The sequence below is a fragment of the Streptomyces sp. MUM 2J genome, from assembly GCF_022414535.1.
In the GTDB taxonomy this organism is placed as follows: domain Bacteria; phylum Actinomycetota; class Actinomycetes; order Streptomycetales; family Streptomycetaceae; genus Streptomyces.
The window spans coordinates 24,529-45,554 of record NZ_JADWYM010000046.1 but is presented as its reverse complement, the minus strand read 5'-3'; the positions used below and the strand labels follow the sequence as shown (position 1 = coordinate 45,554).

Here is a 21,026-nt window from a genome sequence, read left to right as displayed (position 1 = left end):
TCCCCGCGAGGCACCGCACGGCGTACCACTCCCCACCACTGCCCACCACTCCGCCCGCCGACCCGGCGCCGACGCGAGGGGCACACCCGAAAGGGGGTTGAACGAATGTTCGCGATCATGGCACCGGGCCAGGGCTCCCAGGCCCCCGGCATGCTGGCCGGATGGCTTCGCGACCCCGCCCATGCCGAGCGTGCACGGGCCTGGTCCGAGGCAGCGGACTGCGACCTCGTCCACCTGGGCACCAGGGCCTCGGCCGCGGAGATCGCCCGGACCGAGAACACCCAGCCGCTGCTGGTCGCCGCCGGGCTGCTGGCGCACCCGGAACTGGCCGGGACCGGACAGGCCGACGTGGCGGTCGGACACTCCGTCGGAGAGCTCACCGCCGCGGCGTACGCGGGGGTCCTCGGACCCGTCGACGCGGTGCGGCTGGCCGCGGTCCGCGGCCGTGCGATGGCCGCCGCCTGCGCCGAGGCACCCACCTCGATGGCGGCCGTCGTCGGCGGCGACGCGTCGGAGGTGCTGGCCCGGATCTCCGAACTCGGCCTGACCGCGGCCACGTTCAACGGCCCCGGCCAGATCGTGGCCGCCGGCCTCACCGAGCGGCTCGACGAACTGGCCGCCACGCCGCCCGGCTCCACGACGGTCAAGCGGCTCCCGGTCGCCGGCGCCTTCCACACCCCGTTCATGGAGTCCGCGCGGCAGACGGTGGCCGCCGCGGCCGCCGCGATCCCCTTCGCCCCGCCGCGCGGACTCCTGCTCTCCAACGCCGACGGCGAGGCGGTCGCCGACCCCGAACTGATCCGGCAGCGGCTCGTCGACCAGGTCGTGCGGCCGGTGCGCTGGGACCGGTGCCTCGCCTCCCTCGTCCGGCTCGCGCCCGGGGTGACGGTGTCCCTGCCGCCGGCCCGCACCCTCGCCAACCTCCTCAAGCGGCAGCACCCCGGGCTCGGCGTGGTCCCGGTCAACTCGGCGCGCGACATCGGGAAGGCCCTCGCCCGGATCGACGCGGCCGCCGGGAAGGGAGACCCCGCCCGTGCCGGTGCATGACCTCTTCGAACGGTGCCGCGTCGAGCGCCCGGACCACCCCGCGGTGGTCGACTCCGACGGCACCCTCACCTACGCCGAGCTGGGCACCGCCGTCGACCGCGCGGCAGCCTGGCTGCGCGGCCGGGGCGTCACCGCCGGGGAGCGCGTCGTCCACACCGGCGGCAACGACCGTGCCTTCCTCACCCTCTTCTACGCAACGCTCCGCATCGGCGCGGTCTTCGTGCCGGTCCACCCGGAACTGACGGACCAGCAGGTCGGCCACATCGTCGACGACTGCTCGGCGGCCCTCGCGATCAGCTCGCCCGGAGCGGGGGAGCGGGCCCGGGACACCGTCCCGGTGGCGCAGGCCTGGCAGGAGGTCCTGCGGACGCCCGCCGACGGCGGCACCGCCCGAGTCCCCGACGACGGCGTGGCGCTGCTGATCTACACCTCCGGCACCACGGGCCGCCCGAAGGGCGTCGTCTGCCCCCACCGCCAGATGGTCGCCGCGGTCGGGGCCGTCAACGCCCGCCTCGGCTACCGCGCCGACGACGTGGTCCTGTGCCGGCTCCCGCTCTCCTTCGACTACGGCCTCTACCAGGCCCTCCTCACCGCACTGACCGGCGGCACACTCGTCCTCACCGGGCGCGGCTCGGACATCGTCCTGCTGAAGACCATCGAGCGGTACGGCGTGACCGTCGTGCCCCTCGTCCCTTCCCTGGCCCAGATCCTGACGATGATCCAGCGCAGGAAGCGGCGGCCGACGAAGGTGCGCCTGTTCACCAACACCGGTGCCCGGCCGGGCCGGCTCGTCATGACCGCACTGCTCGACGCGTTCCCCGGATCGGTGTTCGCGTCGATGTACGGCATGACCGAGTGCAAGCGCGTCTCGATCCTCGATCCCGCCGAGTACGCGACCCACCCCGACTCGGTCGGCCGGCCCATCCCCGGCGACCACGTCCGGATCGTCGGCGCCGACGGCAGGACGCTCCCTCCCGGCGAGACCGGCGAGATCGTGGTGTGGGGGGAGACCGTGATGGCCGGCTACTGGGGCGTCCCGATCGAGGAGCAGAACCGGTACGTCCGCCGCGCGGACGGCTCGCTCGAACTGCACACCGGCGACCAGGGCCGTCTCGACGACGACGGCCGGCTGTACTTCGTCGGCCGGGACGACGACATGATCAAGCGGCGCGGGATCCGCCTCGGCCTCACCGAGATCGAGGACGCTGCCGAGCGCGTCCCCGGCGTGAGCGCCGCCGTCGCGCTGAAGCCCGGGACCGAGGACGGACAGCTCCGGCTCGCGGTCCACACCTCCCGCACCCCCGAGGAGATCCGCGCCCACCTGGCCCGGCAGCTGGACCCGGCCCGGCTGCCCGACCGGATCGTGCCGATCGACGCCGTGCCCCTGACCGCGAACGGCAAGCCGGACCGCAAGGCCGTGGAACGCCTGCTGAGCGCTTCCGGCACCGCCCAGACTCCCCAGCCTTCCCCCGGACAGGCGACGACACAGACGAGGACCAGCACCCATGAACCAGTCGAACTTTGACCAGCTCGTCGAGCAGATCTGCGCCGTCACGGTCACCGACCCGGAGGCGCCGCTCGTGGACCTCGGCGTGGACTCGCTCCAGACCGTCGCCCTGGTGATGGCCGTCGAGGAGCGGTACGGCGTCGAGATCGACCCCGAGGAACTCGCGGAACCCGCGCTCACCTCCTCGGCCGGTCTGTGGCGTTCGGTGCAGGAGAAGCTGTCCGGCTCGCTGCCCACGAAGGCCGGGAACTGACCGCCATGTGGACCGACATCCGACCCGCAGTGGAGATGCCGCAGCTGTTCGAGCGGGGCGGGGACACGATCTCCTTCTCCGGGGGCCTCCCCGACCTGGAGGTGCTCCCCCTGGAGGCGATCTCCGGCCAGCTCTCCCGGCTCGTCAGACTCGGCGGCCGGCTCGCCCTCCAGTACGCGACCCCGCATGTCGCCGGGGCCCTCGTGCCGGCGATCGCCGACCTGATGGCCCGCGAGGGCGCCGGCGCCACGGCCGAGAACCTGATCCCCACCAGCGGGTCCCAGATGGGCCTGCTGGCCGTCGCCCTCGGTCTCGCCGCGCCCGGCGAGACCGTCCTGGTCCAGACCCCCGCCTACCCGGGCGCCGCGGCCGCGTTCCGCACCGCGGGGCTCGCGCTCCACCCCGCCCCCGAGGACCGCGACGGCCTCGACCCCCTGGCGCTGCGCGAGACCGTCGAGCGGCTGCGCGCCGCCGGCCGTACCACCCGCATCCTGTACTGCAATCCCACGTTCCAGAACCCGACCGGCGCGACCCTCGGCGTCGAACGCCGCAAGGAACTCCTCACCGCGGCCCGGGAACTCGACCTGCTGCTCGTCGAGGACAACCCCTACGGCCTGCTCGGCTTCGACGGGCGCACCACGCAGACCCTCCAGGGGCTCGACCCCGAGCGGGTGGTGTACCTGGGGACCTTCTCGAAGGTGTTCGCACCCGGCCTGCGCTGCGGCTGGATCGCGGCCCCGGAACCCCTCGCGCGCACCCTGCGCCGCACCACCGAGGTCATGACCCTGTCGCCGTCCGCGCTCGCCCAGGCCACGCTCGCCGCCTTCCACACCCGCGCCGGCTGGGGAGATCTGGTCGACGGCTACCGGGCGAGCTACCGGGAGCGCGCCGCGCTCATGGCGGACGCCCTGGAGCACGAGCTCGGCACCGACGGCCCGTGGACATGGGAGCGGCCCGACGGCGGCTTCTACATCTGGCTGCGCCACCGGGAGGGCGCCGACACGAGTCGCTTCGCCGAGGCGGCCGCCGGGCACGGCGTCTCCTACGTGCCCGGCAGCCACTTCGGGATCGACGGCGAGCACGCGGACGCGCTGCGGCTGTGTTTCAGCAACGTGCCCAGGAAGCGGATCGGCGAGGGGATATCCCGGCTGGCGGCCGCGTTCCGGGAAGGGGCGGCATGAGCGGCGTGCCGGAGGCGACCCTGCCCCGTGAGGCGGTCGACTGGGCGGCGTTCGGGCCGTCGTACCCCCTCGGCGACAGCGGCTGGCGGGTGTGGGGCGTGGGACTGCTGCGCAGCGCGGGCTTCCCGGTCTCCGGGATCGGCCTGCTCGGCGGACGCCGCGCCGCGCGGCTGGCCGGCACCGGGGACCGGGAGGCGTTCGCCGCCGCCTACCGGGCCGACACCGAGGCCGAGTCCGCGCGGCTCGCCGGCCTCGCCGCCGACGACCGGGTGCGCCGGGCCGTCGCCTGGCAGAACCGCGCCGTCTACCGCCGACTCGACTCCATCGCGGCCGGCACGGGTCCCGAGTCCAAGCGCCGCCGCCGCGAGCGCACCCTGGCGATGTACTGGCTGCGGTACTGCGCCAAGGCCGAGACGATCGGTTTCTTCGGCCCGGCGGCCTGGATCACGGTCGGCCGCGGCCGGCAGGCGGTCGACATCGAGCACGGGCCGGCCCTGACCTCCCGTGGACGCACCTTCTTCGAACGCTGGGCCGTCGCCGCGCTGGCCGACTGGATGATCGCCCAGCCGGGGGCCCGCTGGTGGTTTCCCCCGATGCTGCGGCCCGACGTGCACCTGGCGGGCGACCGGCTCGTCATGCAGGGCGGCCGCACCGTGCGGCTGCGCGAGGACGACGTCCCGGTCCTGCGGCTGGCCGACGGCGACCGGAGCGGCCAGGACATCGCCGAAGCCACCGGCTGGGACCCGGCGACGGCACGGGAGCGGGTGGAGGGGATCCTCAAGCGGCTGGTCAGGCAGCGGGTGCTGACCTGGGACGCCAACATCCCCGTCGACGTGCGGGCCGAGGAGATCCTGCGACGGCGTGTGGCCCGCGTCGGCGACGTGGAGCTGTTCACCCGCTTCACCGCCGTCCTCGGTGAACTCGATCGGCTCCGTGACGGCATCGACCGCGCGGGCAGCGCCGAGGAACTCGTGGCGGCGCTGGACCGGCTGGACGACTTCTTCGTCCGCACCACGGGCCAGGCGGCCTCCCGTGAGGAGGGCAGGGCCTACGCCGGCCGCACTCTGTGCTACCAGGACTGCCTGCGGGACGTGCGGATGGACCTGGGCCGCGACCTCCTCGACCGGATCGCGCGCCCGCTGGCCCTGGTCGCGGACGCGGCGGACTGGTTCGGCAACCGGCTCGCCGAGCTGGTGGAGGCGGAGGTCGCCGCCCTCGTGCGCAAGGCGGCCGCCCGCCGGCCGGACGTGACGCTCGCCGACGTGTGGACGCAGGTGCTGGGACTGTTCTGGGGGAACAACGCCACCCCGGTGCACACCGCGACCCGTGAACTCGCCCAGAAGTGGCGCGAGGTGCTCGACGTGGATCCCGCCGCCGAGGTGCCCCCGCGGATCCGGCTGTCGACGTCCGGCGTCGAGGAGCGCGCCCGCGCGGTCTTCGCCACCGGCCCGGTCCGCTCGCCCCATCTCGCGGTGCACAGCCCCGACCTCCAGGTCGCGGCCCCGTCCGCGGACGCGGTCAACGCCGGGCGGTACACCGCCGTCCTCGGTGAACTGCACGCCTGCCTCGCCACGCTGGACCTGCCGTTCCTCGACTGGACCACCGACGCCGGCTCGCTGCGCGACAAGGTCAACGCGGCGATCGGCGCACCGCGCCTGGTGCCCCTGCTTCCGGTGGAGTGGAAGCGCAACAGCGGCCGTATGGTGCCCGCGCCGATCGGTGCCGGGGACCGGCTGATCGGGTTCACCAGGGCCCCCTACGACGACCGCACCCGCGTCGACCCGGCCGCGGCGATCTCGCTCGCGGAGTCGGACGGGACGGTCACCGCGACGACCCCCGACGGACGGACCTGGGGCATCCGCGAACTGCTCGCGGTGCCCGTGGCGATCATCGCCGCGGACGCCTTCAAGATCGGGCTCGACCGGACGCACGCCCCGCGCGTGACCCTGGACGACCTGGTGCTGTTCCGGGAGACCTGGCGGCTGCCCGTCGCCTCGGTCCCCCTGCCGGAGCGGACCGACCGGGAGCGCGACTACCTCGCCGTGCGGCGCTGGGTCACCGAACAGGGCCTGCCGGACCTGCTCTTCGTCAAGTTCCCGGAGGAGACCAAGCCGTCCCTCGTCGACCTCACCAGTCCCACGCTGGTGCTGTCCTTCGCCAATCTCGTCCGCACCGCGCGTCGCCTCGACCCCGACGCCCTCGTCACCCTCAGCGAGCCGCTGCCGGCCCCGGACGACTCCTGGGTGGCGGATGCGGAGGGCGAGCGGCACGTCAGCGAACTGCGGCTCCAGATCAGCAGAAAGGTGCCGGAATGACCGTCCTCGCCTCCGACGGCGCGGACTCCGCGGTCCGCCCCGTCCGCGCCCGGGACCCCGACATCGTCGCGACGATCGGAGGAACCCCGCTCGTCGCCCTCGACCGCCTCTTCCCGCCCGCCCGGTTCCAGGTGTACGCCAAGTGCGAGCGCTTCAACCCGGGCGGCAGCATCAAGGACCGTGCCGCCAAGTCGATGATCGAGCACGGCATCCGCACCGGCCTGCTCGTCCCCGGGGTCTCCACCGTCGTGGAATCCTCCTCGGGCAACCTGGCCATCGCCCTCGCCCAGCTCTGCAACTTCTACGGGCTCGGCCTGATCTGCGTCGTCGACCCCCGCACCACCGCGCAGAACGCCGCCATCATGCGGGCGTACGGCGCGAAGGTCGAGACCGTCGACCGGGACCCGGCCACCGGTGAGTACCTGCCGGCCCGGATCAGCCGGGTCCGGACCCTCCTGGAGACCGTCCCGGACGCCTACTGGCCCAACCAGTACGCCAACGAGTACAACGCCCGCGCGCACCACCAGACCATGCGCGAGATCAGCGAGGCCCTGACGGACGACCCCGACTACCTGTTCGTCGCGGCCGGTACCACCGGCACGCTGCGCGGCTGCGCCGAGTACATCCAGGACAACGGCCTGGCCACCCGGGTCGTCGCCGTGGACGCGGTGAACAGCGTGATCTTCGGGCCCCCCGAGCCGTGGGAGCGCGGGCGCGTGCGCATGATCCCCGGGCACGGCGCCGCGGTCGTCCCGCCGCTGCTGCGGCCGGGCCTCGCCGACCGGGTCGTCAAGGTCACCGACTTCGACTGCGTGCGCGGCTGCCGGCAGCTGCTCGCCCGGGAGTCGATCCTCGCCGGCGGGTCGTCCGGAGCCGTGATCGCCGCGCTCCAGCACGCCGCCGACTGGCTGGAGACGGGCGCCGCCTGCGTGGCCGTGCTCCCTGACGGGGGTGACCGCTACCTCGACACGATCTACTCCGACACCTGGGTCGAGACGCACCTCCAGGAGCTCCCGCCCGTGCCGGACACCGGGCACGGCGAGCGGCCGGCCGCCGACGGCGAGCAGGAGCAAGAGCAGGAGCAAGAGCAGGAGCCGGAGCAGGAGCCGGGCCACGAGCCCACCCCCACCGACCACGACAGGAGTGAGCCTTGAAGATCCTCGGACGGGACGACGTGAGGACCGCCCTGACGGGACTCGAACCCGTCGTCCTCGACGCGGTCCGCGCCGCCTACGTGCTGCACGGCCGGGGCGATTCGCACGTGCCGTTCTCCAGCTTCCTGCGCCCGCCCCGGCCCGCCGGGTCCCGCATCATCTCCCTGCCCGCCTACCTCGGCGGCCCGGAGCCGGTGATGGGCCTGAAGTGGATCTCGTCGTTCCCGGCGAACGTCGAGAAGGGCCTTCAGCGGGCCTCCTCCGTCCAGGTGCTCAACGATCTCGGCACGGGGTACCCCACGGCCCTGCTGGAGGGCAGCCAGATCTCCTCGTCCCGCACCGCGGCGAGCGCGGCCCTCGCGGCCGGCGCCCTGCACGGCACCCGCCGGGTCCGTTCGGCCGGCCTCATCGGCTGCGGCACCATCAACCAGCGCGTCCTGTCCTTCCTGAGGCTGACCCACCCGGACCTGGAGACCGTCGTGCTCCAGGACGTCGTCCCGGGCCGCGCGGAAGCCTTCGCCCGCGAACTGGAGTCCGAACACCCGGGGATCGCCTTCCGCACCGGCGATGTCCCCGAGGTGCTCGGCAGCCAGACCGTGAGCATCGCGACCACCGACTCGACGTACTGGCTCGATCTGGCGTGCCACCCCGACCGCCCCGCCGGCCAGGTGATCCTGCACCTGTCCCTGCGTGACCTCGCAACCGACTCGATCCTGAACGCCTACAACGTCACCGACGACACCGAGCACGCCGTCCGCGAGCAGACCTCCCTGCACCGGGCGGAGCAGAAGGTGGGCAACCGGGACTTCGTGCACGCCGAGATCGCCTCCGTGCTCGCCGGCCCCGAGCCGCCCGCGACCGACCGCACGATCGTCTTCTCGCCCTTCGGCCTCGGCGTCCTCGACCTCGCCGTCGCACAGGCCGTGCTGAGGGCGGCCGCCGAGGCGGGTCTGGGCACCCAGGTCGACGGGTTCGACCCCGGCAGCCACCGGGTCACCGCCGCCATGGCCGGAGGGACGGCATGAGCGCGCTCTTCCCGGAGGGCACCAAGGCCCTCGTCACCGGCGCCTCCCGGGGCATCGGCGCGGCCATCGCGCTCGCCCTCGCCGAGCACGGCTGCGACGTCGCCCTCAACTACCGGTCCAACGCGGGGAAGGCGGAGGAGGTCGCCGAGCGGATCCGCGGGCTCGGCCGTGAGGCGCTCCTGGTCGGGGCGGACGTCGCCGACGAGGCCCAGGTCGCCGCCATGTACCGGGAACTGAGGACGGCCTGGGGCGGCATCGGCGTCGCCGTCCTCAACTCCGGCATCACCGCCGACGGCCATCTGGCCGCGATGAGCCGGGCCAAGTGGCAGGAGGTCATCGCCACCAACCTCACCGGTGCCTTCCTCACCGCCCGCGAGGCCACCAAGCAGATGTACACGAGCGGCGGTGCGATCGTCTTCATCGCCTCCACCAGCGGCATCGCCGGCCGCGCCGGCCAGGCCAACTACGCCGCCAGCAAGGGCGGGGTGATCTCCATGGCCAAGTCCCTGTCCCAGGAAGCGGCCCCGCGCGGCATCCGCGTCAACGTGGTCGCCCCCGGCTTCATCGACACCGACATGGTCAAGAAGGTCCCGCCGGCCGCCATGAAGGAGGCCCTCCAGGCCATCCCCCTGGGCCGCATGGGCACCGCGGCCGAGGTGGCCCAGGTCGCCGCCTTCCTGGCCAGTCCCGCCGCCTCCTACGTCACCGGCAAGGTGCTCACCGTCGACGGCGGAATGATCCACAGCTAGCGCCTTCGGCGCCGCGTCCGACCCACCACCACCCACGAGAGGACCCCGCATGCCCGCCGCCACCTTCGAGGACATCCGCAGCCAGGCCGAGGCGCGCCTGGAGAAGAACACGAAGATCAAGACGATGATCATCGAGCGTCTCGGCCTGGACGTCGAGCCGGCCGTCGTCTCCGACAACCAGCCGCTGTTCGGCCGCGGTCTGGAGATGGACTCGCTGGACACGCTGGAGATCGTCGTCATGGTCAACAACGAGTTCGACGTCCTGATCAGCGACGACGACTTCGAGGCCTTCGGGTCCATCAACGCCCTGGTCGACTTCGTCGAAGCGCGCGAGGCCTGAGCATGACGGTCACCTCCGAGGCCTCCACCGGGTCGAAGCAGGCCTTCAGCTACTCCTCCGACGACATCAAGCGGATGCTGCCGCACCGCTGGCCGATGCTGATGATCGACCGGGCCTTCGACGTCGTCCCCGGCGTCTCTGGCCGCGGCGTGAAGAGCGTGTCGGTGAACGAGCCCTTCTTCGCCGGGCACTACCCCGACCACTCGATCATGCCCGGCGTGATGATCGTCGAGGCGATGGCCCAGCTCGTCGCGGTCGTCTACGTCGCCGAGATCATCGAGGCGGCCGCCGGGGGAGCCACCGAGGGCGAGGCCCCGGCCGACCCGTCCGAGAGCGTCGGCTACCTGGGCTCCATCAGCTCGATGAAGTTCTCCCGGCTCGTCGTCCCCGGCGACCAGCTTCGCCTGGAGGCGAAACTCGGCCAGCGCCTGCGCGGCCTCCGGCAGGTCTCGGTGCGCGCCAGCGTCGGCAGCGAACTCGCGGCCGCGGGCTCCCTGATCGTCACCACCGGGCGCAAGGACGCCCGGGGCTGAGCGCCCCGCTGGAGGCGCCGCGGTACGGCGTCCGCCGGCGCCCGGCCGCTGAGCGCCGCGGCAGGCGACGTCCGCGCGTCGCGACGGCGCGAACGCCGTCCGCCGCGGCACCGGGCGGGCCGGCCGGAGCCCGCCGCGGCACCGGGCGCGCCCCGTGGACGAACCGCGCGACCGGCCGCGGCACGCCCGCGGCGCCGGCGCTCCACCGAGAGACATCCCGTCGAAAGAGCAGGAGGTGTGGAATGTCCGTCACGATCCGCCCGTACCAGCAGGGCGACGCGCACGACATCGCGGAGCTGTACAACCGCCACCGTGACAACCCCAACCCGGTGGCCGGCGGAATCACCGGCGGCGAACTGGAGCGCGAGCTGGCCGAACGGGACACGGCGACGTTCCTGGTGGCCGTCGACGGCGGGCGCGTGGTGGGCACCTTCGGCCTGTTCCGCAACACCGGCCGACGCTGCGCCCGCGCCGGTGAGCTGATCGCCGACATGTTCTTCGTCGCACCGGCCCACCGGAACGGGGTCGTCACCGGGCGGCTGTTCACGGAGGCCGTCGAATGGATGGTGCGGACCGGCTGCCTCGTGCTGCGGCTCACCGTCAACCCGGCCAACTCCGTGGCGTTCAAGCTGTACCGGCGCGTCGGCTGTGTCTCGGTCGGGCAGACCGTGCCCGGCGAGGACGGCAACGTCGAACTCCACAACTACATCCCGCTGATCCTGCGCAGCGTCTTCGAGGACCTCGGGGCCGAGGTCAGGTCGGCCCTCGGGCAGCTGAGCAGTTTCGGCACCGTCACCGAGTCCCGGGACGGCGAACTGCGCTCCGACGTACGGCTGGTGGACGGTGTCCGCACGGTCGACTACGTCCTCGGCCTGGGCGAGTTCCGTCTCACCGCCAGTGTCGACGTCGACCGGGGAACCGTACGGGAGGCGACGATCACGGGAGCCGACGGCGCCGGCCGGGCCCTGCGGCTCGCCGGACCCCCGTACTCCGTCCGCGCACCGAAGGGCCTCGCGCCGCACCGGTTCGGCGGGGACGGCCTGACCGTCGAGGTGGACGGCGACGACGGGACCGTGCGCGTGCTGGCCCCCGGCCACCACGGGCCGGTGTTCGTCTCCACCTGGCCCGGTTGCCGGGCCGAACGCTCGGCGGGCTGGCGCGAGGGAGAGCCGTGCGACCTGGAGGTCGTTCCCGTCGAGCACGGGCTCCGGGTCACCGAACGGCTCGGTGGCGACCAGGTCGTGGGCACGGTCACCTTCCACGAGGGCGTCCTGCGCCAGGACTTCACCTTCACCGGCCGCCCCGGCAGGGTCTTCCAGACCGTCGGACTGCGCCAGGGCACCTTCCACAGCGGCACCGGCGTGGCCCGTCCGATCGGGCTCGGCCTGGGCGTCCGCGACGCCTCCGAAGTGGTCGCCGCCTCGCACGTCGTACCGGTCGGGGACGAACTCCTCTGGCAGGGAACCCCGTTCGCGGTCCGGCTGCCGGTCCGGGAGCCGGTGCGGCTCATCCACAGCACGCTCCTGGAGCGCGTCCTGGAGCCCGGCGAGGACGGCGTGGCCCGGCTGCGCACCGAGTTCCTCCCGCGGCCCGCGCCCGCGCCCGAGGCCCGGCCCCGTGCCACCGCCCGGCCGTCCGCCACCACACGCGACCTGCGGCTGACCCCGTCGGCCGGCGGCGTCACCTCGTGGCGCGAGGGCACGACCAAGGTCCTGCGCAGCCCGTACCCGCGCACCCGGGCGTTCGGCAACAACCCCCGCTGGTCGGCGGGCATGTGGGTGACGGCCGAGCACGACCGCGCCGGCCGCGCCAGCGGCCTCGGCTGGGGCGTGCGGACGTCCGCGCCCTGGGAGGAGAAGCACCCTCTGGCCCTGTTCTCGCCGCGCGAGCGGATCGGCTGGGAACTCACCGGCGCCGAGGACCCGGCCGAGCCGGTGCGCATCGACGTGCAGGCCCCCGGCCACGAGGAGGAGGTCGTCCTCTGGATCACCCCGAACACCCCGCGGACGACCGCCGTGGTACTGGACTCGGCGCACACCGGATGGGAGCTCGACTCCACCGGGTTCCGCCAGATCTGGGCGTCGGCCGCCTCGGTGCGGCTGTCCGACGGCAGCTGGCTCGACTGCCGGCCCGCCCACCCCGGCCCCGATGCCGAGATCGTGCTCCGCACGACCCCCTCGGGCCTCCTCGTCGGCTGTGTGTCCCCGGCACGGCGGGAGAGTTCCTGGCACCTGGCCGTCCACCCCGAACCCGTCCTCTGAACAACCCCGTCGAAAAGGAAACCGCACACCATGACCACGTCCGTTGCCGCGTCCCGCACCCAGTCCGACGACTACGCCACCGTCCGCACCACCGTCGGCTCCTACCGGATCACCGCCCCCTTCGTGCGGATCTCCGGGGACGAGCGGCTCAGCCTGCTGGACCGGTTCCTGGCCAAGTCGGCCGAGTTCGTGGAGCCGGACACCGTCCGCGAGGTGCTGGCGCTGAACGAGGACGGCTCCCCGTTCGCGATCCTGCTGCACTTCGAGATCGGTGACGACTCGTGGCTGCTGCCGCGCACCGCGGTCACCGCCGGGGAGCTCGGTGCCTACCTGGCGCAGCTGGACCTCCCCGCGGGCGTCGAGATCGACGTCGAGCCCGAGGGCTGGGGTGCCACGGCGTTCGAGGGCCCGACGGCCTGGTCGGTGGCCGCGAAGTTCGTCGACTTCGACATCTCCGGCCTGACCCTGCACGGCGTCACCGAGTCGGCGCTCTCCGACGACCAGGCTGCCCTGGCCCATCTGGCCCGTGTGGGCACCACCGGCGAGTACGGCTACCTGCTGCTGACCAACGCCCCCGAGACCGCCCACGAGGCCGTGCTCGCCGCGGTCGCCGAGCAGGGGGGCGCCCCGGTCGGCCCCGAGGGCCTGATCCGGGTCCAGGCCGAGGCCGGCATGGGCGTCTTCGCGTCCGGCTTCGCCGGGCTGTCGGTGGCCGAGGCCGACCTGTCCTGGATGGTCGACTGGAACCGCCTCGGCGAGTTCCGCGGCTCCGACGGCCTGGCCGGGCCGACCGGCGAGACGGCGCGGCTGACCGCGCTGGCCGCCCCGGCCGACAGCCGCTTCGCGGCCGGCACCGAGGTCACCGCGGCCGGGCGGCCGGTGGGAAGGATCCTGTGGCAGGCGCCCTCCGCCAACCCGGAGGAGGAGCTGGTGCTCGCCCTGCTGGACGCTCCGTTCTGGGTGCCCGGTCTCGAACTGGCCGCCCGCGACGAGCAGTCGGCCGGGCGCCCGCTGCGTACGGCCACCCTGCCGCGGGTCATCGCCCGCTCCCTCACCACCCGGATCGCCTGATGGGCGCGCCGAGCATCGCCCTCACGGGCCTGGGACTGATCACCGGAGCCGGTGAGGACGTCGAGAAGGGCTGGGCGTCCATCACGGCGGGGACCTCCGGCATCCGCACCAACACCCTGTTCGACACCTCCGAGCTGCTGACGGACTGGGCGGGCATGGTCACCAGCCCGCAGCCGGACGTCCTCGACCGCTGCTACAGCCTCGCGGCGACCGCCATCCGCGAGGCGTTGCGGAGCAGCGGGCTCGACCTGGACGCCGTCGACCGGAACCGGGTCGCGGTCGTGGTCGGCTCCAGTCTCGGAGCCATGCCCACGCTGGAGGGCGTTCACGCGGGCCTGGTCCACGAGGGCAGGCTGGACGCGGAGCAGGCCGCCGCCTCCCAGCTGCCCTGCGTCGGCGACTACATCGCCGCCGAGTTCGACCTGCGTGGTCCGCGCGTCGTGCTGTCGAACGCCTGTGCCGCCAGCGCGGTCGCCCTCGGCTACGCGGCCGAGCTGCTGTGGAAGGAGGACGTCGACTACGTCATCTGCGGCGGCGTCGACCCGCTCGCCACGCTGTCGGCGTACGGCTTCAGCGCACTGGGCGCCCTGGACCCCGAGCCCTGCTCGCCGATGTCGGCCTCCACGGGGCTGACGCTCGGCGAGGGCGCCGGGTTCATGGTCCTGGAGCCGGCCGACCGGGCCGCCTCCCGGGGCGCCCGGGCCCTCGCCGAGCTGGGCGGTTACGGCCTCTCCTGCGACGGCTACCACCAGACCGCCCCCGACCCCAGTGGCAAGGGTGCCTGTGCGGCGATGGCGCAGGCCCTGGAGACCGCGGGCCTCGGCCCGGCGGACGTCGACTACCTCAACCTGCACGGCACGGGCACCCCCGCGAACGACGCCTCCGAACCCAAGGCGGTCAAGCTCCTGTTCGGCGCCGACGTCCCGCCGGCCAGCTCGACGAAGTCGATCGTGGGCCACACGCTCGGCGCGGCCGGGGCGGTGGAGGCGGTCGTCAGCACCCTCGCCGTCGACCGGGGCACGCTGCCCCCGACGATCAACACACGGGGCGTCCCGTCGCCGTTCGGCCTGGACATCGTCCCGGAGACGGGACGCAGGGCCGACCCCGGCGTCGTGCTGTCCAACTCCTTCGCGTTCGGCGGCAACAACGCCTCGGTGGTGATCCACGAGCCCGGCCGGGCCGGCGGCGCACCGCGTCGCACGGAAGCGGTCCACGACGTGGTGGTGACGGGCATGGCCGGCCTCGCGGGAGCCGCGGGCAGCACGCAGGCCCTGGTGGAGGCGCTCGCCGGGGAGCGGGCCTGCTTCACCGGGCTGGAGCACGTCGAGGGCGTGGGCGAGGTCCCGGTCGGCCGGGTGGACATCCGGTCGGCCGCCCGGGGCATCAACCCGAGCCGCGTCCGCCGGATGGACCCGCTCAGCCTGCTGGCCGCCGCGGCGGTGGCCGACCTGTACGGCCGCCACGGCAAGCCCTCCCGGGCGGAGGCCGAGGGCACCGGCGTCGTGTTCGCGACGGGCTACGGCCCCGTGACCTCGGTCCTGCGGTTCCACAAGGGAGTGCTGCAGCAGGGCATCACGGGCGCCAACCCGGCCCTGTTCGCCAACACGGTCGTGAACGCGGCGGCCGGCCATGTCGCGATGCTCCACCGCTACCGCGGCTACACGGCGACGATCGCCAACGGCGGCACGAGTTCGGTCCTGGCACTGCAGCTCGCGTCCCGCGTGATCGCCAGGGGCGCGGCGGAGCGCATCATGGTCGTCATCGCCGACGAGTTCCCGGAACAGGCGCTCGCGACCCGGGCGGGCCTCCCCGGCTACGCCCGCACGCCCCACGTGGTCCCCGGTGCCCGTACGGGCATGGTGCTGTCCGAGGGCGCGGCGGCGATCCTGCTGGAGAGCGAGCGGTCGGCGGCCTCCCGTGGCGCCCCGGTCCTGGCCCGGGTGAAGGGCTACGGCGCCTCGGGCGAGTCGGTGGGCATCGGCCGCCTCGGCCGGGACGGTGAGGCCTGGGCACGCTCACTGCGTGCCGCCATGGCGGAGGCCGGCACCCGTCCGGCCGACATCGGCACGGTCGTCTCGGCGGCCTCCGGCCACACCCTGGTCGACGTGGCCGAACGGCAGGCCATGAAGCACGCGGGTCTGTCCGGCCGCCCGGTCCTGACCCCGAAGGCGCTGCTCGGCGAGACCTACGGCAGCGCGGGCGCCCTCGGCCTGGTGGCGGCCCTGAACGGGGACGCCAGGGGCCATGTCCTGCTGTCCAGCTTCGCGCACGGCGGCAGCTACGCGGCGGCCGTGTTCGACGCGGGGTCGTGATGGGCGGGCCGATGGTGCCGGTGACGGGGCCGGCGCACGAGCCGGACCGGCGGCCGCCCGCCGGTGGCGGCGGGCTGCGCACGGCCCGGTGGGGGGCCGTGGACGAGGCCGGCCGGGCCGAAGGGGCGTTGGGGGCCACGGCCCCCGGGACCCCGGACGCCCACCGACCCGCTGTGATCGACTGCCTCGTCACCCGGCACCACGGCCTCCCGCGTGACCGCATGGGCCACCGCCTGAACACCTCCGGCCGCTCGCTCGTCCTCGACGCCGTCACCACCGTCTACGGCGTCGGGCTCACCGCGGCCGACCTCACCAGGGACGCCCACAAACGCTGGAGCGTCCCGGCTCTCGGAGCGGCCGCGTCCGTGGCGCACTGCGACGACTTCAGTGCCGTGGCCCTGTCCACCGGACCGCACGTGGGGATCGACCTGCAGGACGAGCGGCACCGCCCGGCCGCCATGCGGTGGCTGGGCGAGGTGCTGGGTCGTGGGGAACCGGCCGCCATCCGGGACTTCGCCGAGTGCGAGGCGCTCATCAAGGCCTCACACGTGACGAAGGAGACCTTCGCCGGAGTCCGGCTGCCGGCCTGGCGGCCGGGCTGGCGCCCCACCAACCTCCCGTCCTACCACGTGTGTTCGGCCACCCTCGTTCCCGATCGCCCCGACCTCCACCTCGCCCTCGCCGCCGGCGAACCCGCCCCCGTCCGCTGGTGGCGGCAGTCTCCCCGTCGCCAGGCCGCCCTCCCCCTGGAGCCCGCATGACAGCATCAGCGACAGACCGGGTTCCCCGGCCCTACCAGCGCCGTATCTCGCAGATCGAACGCGGTTACCTCAACGCTGCCGCCACCGGCACCCCCCAGCTGATCCAGATGGTCGTCGAGGGCGAGGGCCGCATCGACGCCGAGGCGCTGGAGCACGCGGTGCGGGGCGCCACCCTGGCCGCCCCCGGTCTGGCGGTCCGCCGCCGCGCGACGGCCTGGCGCGCCGACGGCCCGCTCCCGCCGGTCCGGGTGCTGCCCGACGGCGCCGGTTTCGACCACCCCTTCTTCCACGGCGACCTCGACGTCGTCACCGGCCCGGTGTGCGAGGCCGGCCTGTCGGTGGGGCCGTCGGGGACCCGTCTCGTCGTCCGCGCGAGCCACGTCGTCACCGACGGCCGGGGCCTGCGGCAGTGGATCGCCGACGTGTTCCGGATCCTGCGCGGCGAGGAGCCCGTGGGTGCCGGAGCGGTCGTCGACGACACCCATTTCCGCAAGGCCGCCGGCACCGTGCCGCCGGCCGAGCCGCCCGCGCGTCTGCCGGGCCTGCCCGCGATCCTCGGCCACGGCCCCGCCGAGAGCACGCCGCTGTGGACCCGCCGCCGCGTGCCGGCCGCGCCGTCCGCGGTCACCGCGCGCGTGGCGGCCGCCCTCTCCCGGCACCTCGCCACCGACACGGGGCGCCTGATCGTCCCGGTCGACCTGCGCCGCCACGACCGCACGATCCGCTCCACCGCGAACCTGACCTCCCAGCTGGTGCTGGACCTCCGGCGCGACGACAGCTGGAAGCGGCTGCACGGCCAGATCCTCCGCGCCCTGCTCGGCAAGCGTGAAGTGGCGTCGCTCGACCGGGACTTCCTGCGCAGCAACCCCTTCGCCAACAGTCTGCGCGAGGCGCAGGACCTGGACGGAACCCGCTTCCCGTGCACGTCGATCGTCTCCGACCACGGCCCTGTGGACGTCGGGGAGCTGAGCACCGCCGGCTTCTGTCCCACTGCCTTCTTCACGCTGCCGATGCTCGTGCCCTACGCCGAGATGTTCCTGAGCACCTGCCAGTTCGGCGAGGAGATCGAGGTCACCCTCTCCTGCCGGAGGCGGCCGGGCGCCCTCGAAGCGAGCAACGCCGTCCTCGACGACGTCGAGAACGCCCTCGTCCGCACGGGCTGACCCGCCCCCATCCTGTTGATCCGCCGCCCCATCGATCTTTGAGGACACCACCCATGTCACTGACCGCACGGACCGGCGAGGGCACCCCGGGCCCTCCCGAGGGCACCGCACAGAAGAGCGCAGCCCCGTCCGGCCCCACCAAGCTCACCATGGCCGCCGCGATCACCGGCGGTTTCATCGCCCTGCTCGACACCACGATCGTCAACGTGTCCCTGAAGGACACGACCGCCCGCTTCGGCGCCATCAACCAGGTCCAGTGGGTGGTGACCGTCTACCTGATCGCCCTGGCGGCCGCCATGCCGGCCACCGGCTGGCTCGCCACCCGCTTCGGTGTGAGGCGGGTCTTCGCCTGCGCGACCACGTTGTTCCTGCTGGGCTCGGCGGCCTGCACGTTCAGCCAGAGCCTGACCGAACTCGTGGCCGCCCGCGGGGTGTCGGGGTTGGCCGCCGGTGTCCTCACGCCCGTCTCCACGATCCTCCTCACCACCGGCGTGCCGCGGGAGCACCTGGGGCGCGTCCAGGCGCTGAACGGAAGCGTCATGCTGATCAGCCCGCTGCTCGGCCCCACGATCGGCGGCCTTCTCGTCGAGGCCGGCGGATGGTCGGCGGTGTATGCGGTCAACGTCCCGCTGTGCGCGGCCCTGCTGTTCGTCACCCTGCGCTGGGTGCGCAGGGACACGCCGGCCGGCAATCAGGTGAAGCCCCTGGACGTCGTGGGCCTCGTGTCGTCCGCCGCCTGCACGGTCTGCACCGTGCTCGCCATCCACGAGTTCTCCGCCCACGCGTTCAAGGGCCGTGCGGACTTCCTCGTGCCGCTGGCCCTCGCGGTGGCGAGCGGTGCCGTGTTCGTCGTGCGCGAGCTGCGGGCCCGTTTCCCGCTGCTGGACGTGCGGCTGTTCGCGATCCGCGTCTACCGCACGTCCGCGATCAACATCTTCTGCCTCGGCTTCGTTCTGTACTCGCCGATGATGCTGATCCCGCTGTACTTCGAGAGCGCCCGCGGCGAGTCGGCCGTCACGACCGGCCTGCTGATGTCGACGGGCGGCGTCGGCGTGGTCTGCGCGGCCTGGCTGTGCCGTGTCCTGATGAAGCGGATCGGCGGGGGCGGCACCGTCGTGCTCGGCATCTCGCTGACGATCGTGGCGACCGTCCCGCTGACCACGCTGTCCGCCGACACGTCGTACGTCCTGCTGTGCGCCAGCCTCGTGGTGCGCGGCCTCGGCACGGGCCTGACGATCGTGCCGGCGATGACGCGGGCCTTCGAATCGATCAAGCCGCAGTCCATCGCGGACGCCTCCTCGCAGCTCAACCTGATCCAGCGGATCGGCGGCGCCGTCGCCATCGCCGTGGTGACGGTGGTCCTGGAGCAGGCGGCCCACCGGCGTCACGGCCTGGTACCGGGTGCTTTCGCCCATTCCTTCGGCTGGTTGCTCTGGGTCTACGCCGTCACCCTGATCCCCGCTGCGGCACTCCTCCTGGCGGACCGGCGGGAAGCGCGCCAGAACGCCGAATGACGACGAACCGCCGGGCTCCACGCCGTCAGCGCGAGGCGGGGAGCCATCCGTTCTGGACGGCGCGGACGCCCGCCTCGAAGCGGCTGCGGGCGTCCAGGCGTTCCATCAGGGTGGCCGAGATGCGGCGGGCCGTGCGCGCGGAGACGCCGAGCCGCTTGGCGATGACCTCGTCGGTGCAGCCCTGGGAGAGCATCCTCAGCGCCGCCTGCTCCTGCGGCGGCATGCCCTTCGCGTCGCGCTTCGGAGCGGTCCCGAGCGGTGTGGCGCCGTGCCACACGCTCTCGAACAGGGCGCACAGCGCCGCCGCCGTCCCCGCACCGTGCAGCACCACGCAGCCGGCCCGGGCGTCGCTGGTGTCGGTCGGCAGCACCGCCCGCGAGCAGTCGAAGACGATCATGCGGATCGGCAGGTCGGCGACCGTGCGCACCTGCCCGCCGAGCGAGTTGAGCCAGGTGACGTGCTCCAGCGTCGGCTGGTCGTTGCGCACGCTGTCCAGGTAGATCGTCCGCATCCGGACACCGCGGGCCAGCAGTGCCGCGTTGGGCGTCCGGCTCGCCGCGAGGTCCTCGGCCGAGTGCGCACCGCCCGGCGCGAACGTCGCCACCTCGTGCCGCGTCGACTCCGCCAGCTCGGCCAGCCGTTCCCGGATCACCTCCGGGCCGATCAGCCGCTCCGACTCGGCGTCCATGGGGCGCGGGCGCAGCGAGGAGCATTCGGCGATCAGCCGGGCGGCGGCGGCCCGGGACGCCTCCACGCGCAACTGCTGTGCGGCCAGCTCCGCCTGCTGGCGGGCCAGCAGGACCTCCATGGCCGCCTCCGGGCCGATCGCCCGGAAGCCGATGCCCTCCACGGCGGAGGGCTGTATCAGCGCGAGCTCGCTCAGCCTGTCCAGGCCGCACCGGACCTGATCCACCGTCAGTCCAAGCAGAGCCGCGAGGGCCTTCACGCCGTCCCGGGGGCCGGTCAGCATCCCCCGGTACACGGCTTCGGCCACGGTATCCAGCCCCAGGGCGTCCAGCATGATGCGATCCCCTCGCCGACATCATCACGCACCGCGCACGTTGCGTTCGAAACTTTGGTCCCCTTGAGCCTATTACCGACCTTGAACACCTGAGGGCGGCTGCATAACAGTTAGGCAAGATTTTGGACATCAGTTCGGAATTCAATATTCCATTGCCTTCGGCAGTGACCGGCCCGGGGGTGTGCCCTGGCTGATTCGCAGCGCACGGAAGTCGCCCGTGAAGGGCGTTTTGTAGGGTGGAGGAGAGTGCTCGCCAAGGGCTTCCCCGCTGCTGAAAACCCACGCTGCCGAAACCGACGCCGAAGACGAACGCATGTATCTCATTCACGTGCGCCTGAGGGCGCCCGTCGGTATGCCGGAACCGCCCGGTCTCGCTGCGATCATTTACTCGTATCCGCGGACGGCGGGAAATGCCGGCGGCGAGGAGGGGTGCGGACTGGAGCACGTTTCCGTCCACCCCCGTCCGGGAGGCGGGGTGACGCTCGGGCTCTTCCTGCTCGCGCCCTCCCTGGCCGCCGCCGAGAAGTCCGCCGTCCGGCTGGTGGAAGGCGCCCTTGCGGACCGTCCCGATGTGCGCGAGCACGCCGTGGACGGAGTCGAGGCGGTGCTCGTGCCCGGCCCCTGGTGGGGCGACTGACCTCGTGTCACCGCAGGTCGGGATGGACAGGTTAGGCCATAGCATGTTCCGTCCAGCTGTTTTCCGTGTAAGCCGGACCCGGGGGCGGCCATAGTGGGGGCGCCAGCCGGGACGAAGGCCGGTGGGAGGGCTTCCATGAGGCAACTCCCCCACCCGTGCATCGGGTTTGTGCATCTCCAGCC

At 73.4% G+C, this 21,026-nt stretch carries 18 protein-coding genes; 17 read left to right on the top strand and 1 reads right to left on the bottom strand.

Annotated features, from left to right (window positions below):
- Nucleotides 1-105: 105 nt before the first annotated feature.
- From I3F54_RS27495 to I3F54_RS27415, 16 genes are all read left to right on the top strand, one after another.
- Entirely contained in the window at nt 106-1,047 is a 942-nt protein-coding gene (locus I3F54_RS27495) for an ACP S-malonyltransferase (protein WP_240121620.1), read from the top strand.
- Complete coding sequence (locus I3F54_RS27490) at nt 1,034-2,572, top strand: class I adenylate-forming enzyme family protein (protein ID WP_240121619.1); 1,539 nt, start codon at nt 1,034-1,036, stop codon at nt 2,570-2,572. The genes I3F54_RS27495 and I3F54_RS27490 overlap by 14 nt, the downstream gene beginning before the upstream one ends.
- Nucleotides 2,553-2,807, top strand: coding sequence for an acyl carrier protein (locus I3F54_RS27485; protein WP_240121618.1), 255 nt, complete (start codon nt 2,553-2,555; stop codon nt 2,805-2,807). The genes I3F54_RS27490 and I3F54_RS27485 overlap by 20 nt, the downstream gene beginning before the upstream one ends.
- Before the next feature lie 5 nt (nt 2,808-2,812).
- On the top strand, nt 2,813-3,988 hold the full coding sequence (locus tag I3F54_RS27480) for a PLP-dependent aminotransferase family protein (RefSeq protein WP_240121617.1): 1,176 nt from the start codon (nt 2,813-2,815) through the stop codon (nt 3,986-3,988).
- Nucleotides 3,985-6,303 (top strand): lantibiotic dehydratase, encoded by a 2,319-nt coding sequence (locus I3F54_RS27475; RefSeq protein WP_240121616.1) that lies wholly within the window; start codon nt 3,985-3,987, stop codon nt 6,301-6,303. Before I3F54_RS27480 ends, I3F54_RS27475 begins: the two co-directional genes overlap by 4 nt.
- The gene (gene sbnA, locus I3F54_RS27470; protein WP_240121615.1) at nt 6,300-7,457 is read left to right on the top strand and encodes a 2,3-diaminopropionate biosynthesis protein SbnA; all 1,158 of its coding nucleotides are present in this window, start codon (nt 6,300-6,302) and stop codon (nt 7,455-7,457) included. The genes I3F54_RS27475 and sbnA overlap by 4 nt, the downstream gene beginning before the upstream one ends.
- Nucleotides 7,454-8,482, top strand: coding sequence for a 2,3-diaminopropionate biosynthesis protein SbnB (gene sbnB / locus I3F54_RS27465; protein ID WP_240121614.1), 1,029 nt, complete (start codon nt 7,454-7,456; stop codon nt 8,480-8,482). Before sbnA ends, sbnB begins: the two co-directional genes overlap by 4 nt.
- Entirely contained in the window at nt 8,479-9,231 is a 753-nt protein-coding gene (gene fabG, locus I3F54_RS27460; RefSeq protein WP_240121613.1) for a 3-oxoacyl-ACP reductase FabG, read from the top strand. The genes sbnB and fabG overlap by 4 nt, the downstream gene beginning before the upstream one ends.
- A gap of 49 nt (nt 9,232-9,280) precedes the next feature.
- Complete coding sequence (locus I3F54_RS27455; RefSeq protein ID WP_240121612.1) at nt 9,281-9,571, top strand: acyl carrier protein; 291 nt, start codon at nt 9,281-9,283, stop codon at nt 9,569-9,571.
- 2 nt (nt 9,572-9,573) lie between these two features.
- On the top strand, nt 9,574-10,104 hold the full coding sequence (gene fabZ / locus I3F54_RS27450; protein ID WP_240121611.1) for a 3-hydroxyacyl-ACP dehydratase FabZ: 531 nt from the start codon (nt 9,574-9,576) through the stop codon (nt 10,102-10,104).
- A 242-nt stretch (nt 10,105-10,346) separates the two neighbouring features.
- A complete protein-coding gene (locus I3F54_RS27445; protein WP_240121610.1) occupies nt 10,347-12,365 on the top strand; it encodes a GNAT family N-acetyltransferase in 2,019 nt (672 codons plus the stop codon).
- A 30-nt stretch (nt 12,366-12,395) separates the two neighbouring features.
- Complete coding sequence (locus I3F54_RS27440; RefSeq protein WP_240121609.1) at nt 12,396-13,436, top strand: aminomethyl transferase family protein; 1,041 nt, start codon at nt 12,396-12,398, stop codon at nt 13,434-13,436.
- Nucleotides 13,436-15,748, top strand: a complete 2,313-nt coding sequence (locus I3F54_RS27435) for a beta-ketoacyl-[acyl-carrier-protein] synthase family protein (protein WP_275676903.1) — start codon at nt 13,436-13,438, stop codon at nt 15,746-15,748. Before I3F54_RS27440 ends, I3F54_RS27435 begins: the two co-directional genes overlap by 1 nt.
- Nucleotides 15,749-15,921: 173 nt before the next feature.
- Nucleotides 15,922-16,509: a hypothetical protein gene (locus I3F54_RS27425; RefSeq protein WP_240121608.1), complete on the top strand. Its 588-nt coding sequence runs from the start codon at nt 15,922-15,924 to the stop codon at nt 16,507-16,509.
- Nucleotides 16,506-17,672, top strand: a complete 1,167-nt coding sequence (locus I3F54_RS27420; protein WP_240121607.1) for a hypothetical protein — start codon at nt 16,506-16,508, stop codon at nt 17,670-17,672. The genes I3F54_RS27425 and I3F54_RS27420 overlap by 4 nt, the downstream gene beginning before the upstream one ends.
- 53 nt (nt 17,673-17,725) lie before the next feature.
- Nucleotides 17,726-19,186: a DHA2 family efflux MFS transporter permease subunit gene (locus tag I3F54_RS27415; RefSeq protein ID WP_240121606.1), complete on the top strand. Its 1,461-nt coding sequence runs from the start codon at nt 17,726-17,728 to the stop codon at nt 19,184-19,186.
- Nucleotides 19,187-19,211: 25 nt separating this feature from the next.
- On the opposite strand, the gene I3F54_RS27410 is transcribed toward I3F54_RS27415, so the two are convergent.
- Complete coding sequence (locus I3F54_RS27410; protein ID WP_240121605.1) at nt 19,212-20,207, bottom strand: helix-turn-helix transcriptional regulator; 996 nt, start codon at nt 20,205-20,207, stop codon at nt 19,212-19,214.
- 475 nt (nt 20,208-20,682) lie between these two features.
- Between I3F54_RS27410 and I3F54_RS27405 the strand changes: the two genes are divergently transcribed.
- Entirely contained in the window at nt 20,683-20,844 is a 162-nt protein-coding gene (locus tag I3F54_RS27405; RefSeq protein ID WP_240121604.1) for a hypothetical protein, read from the top strand.
- Nucleotides 20,845-21,026: the final 182 nt, after the last annotated feature.

Excerpts from the sequence above, each read along its gene's own strand:
- fabG (WP_240121613.1), top strand. The coding sequence starts at position 8,479 with ATGAGCGCGCTCTTCCCGGAGGGCACCAAGGCCCTCGTCACCGGCGCC.
- fabZ (WP_240121611.1), top strand. The coding sequence starts at position 9,574 with ATGACGGTCACCTCCGAGGCCTCCACCGGGTCGAAGCAGGCCTTCAGC.
- I3F54_RS27410 (WP_240121605.1), bottom strand. The coding sequence starts at position 20,207 with ATGCTGGACGCCCTGGGGCTGGATACCGTGGCCGAAGCCGTGTACCGG.
- I3F54_RS27435 (WP_275676903.1), top strand. The coding sequence starts at position 13,436 with ATGGGCGCGCCGAGCATCGCCCTCACGGGCCTGGGACTGATCACCGGA.
- I3F54_RS27485 (WP_240121618.1), top strand. The coding sequence starts at position 2,553 with ATGAACCAGTCGAACTTTGACCAGCTCGTCGAGCAGATCTGCGCCGTC.
- I3F54_RS27495 (WP_240121620.1), top strand. The coding sequence starts at position 106 with ATGTTCGCGATCATGGCACCGGGCCAGGGCTCCCAGGCCCCCGGCATG.
- I3F54_RS27440 (WP_240121609.1), top strand. The coding sequence starts at position 12,396 with ATGACCACGTCCGTTGCCGCGTCCCGCACCCAGTCCGACGACTACGCC.
- I3F54_RS27415 (WP_240121606.1), top strand. The coding sequence starts at position 17,726 with ATGTCACTGACCGCACGGACCGGCGAGGGCACCCCGGGCCCTCCCGAG.
- I3F54_RS27475 (WP_240121616.1), top strand. The coding sequence starts at position 3,985 with ATGAGCGGCGTGCCGGAGGCGACCCTGCCCCGTGAGGCGGTCGACTGG.
- I3F54_RS27420 (WP_240121607.1), top strand. The coding sequence starts at position 16,506 with ATGACAGCATCAGCGACAGACCGGGTTCCCCGGCCCTACCAGCGCCGT.
- sbnA (WP_240121615.1), top strand. The coding sequence starts at position 6,300 with ATGACCGTCCTCGCCTCCGACGGCGCGGACTCCGCGGTCCGCCCCGTC.
- I3F54_RS27455 (WP_240121612.1), top strand. The coding sequence starts at position 9,281 with ATGCCCGCCGCCACCTTCGAGGACATCCGCAGCCAGGCCGAGGCGCGC.
- I3F54_RS27445 (WP_240121610.1), top strand. The coding sequence starts at position 10,347 with ATGTCCGTCACGATCCGCCCGTACCAGCAGGGCGACGCGCACGACATC.
- I3F54_RS27480 (WP_240121617.1), top strand. The coding sequence starts at position 2,813 with ATGTGGACCGACATCCGACCCGCAGTGGAGATGCCGCAGCTGTTCGAG.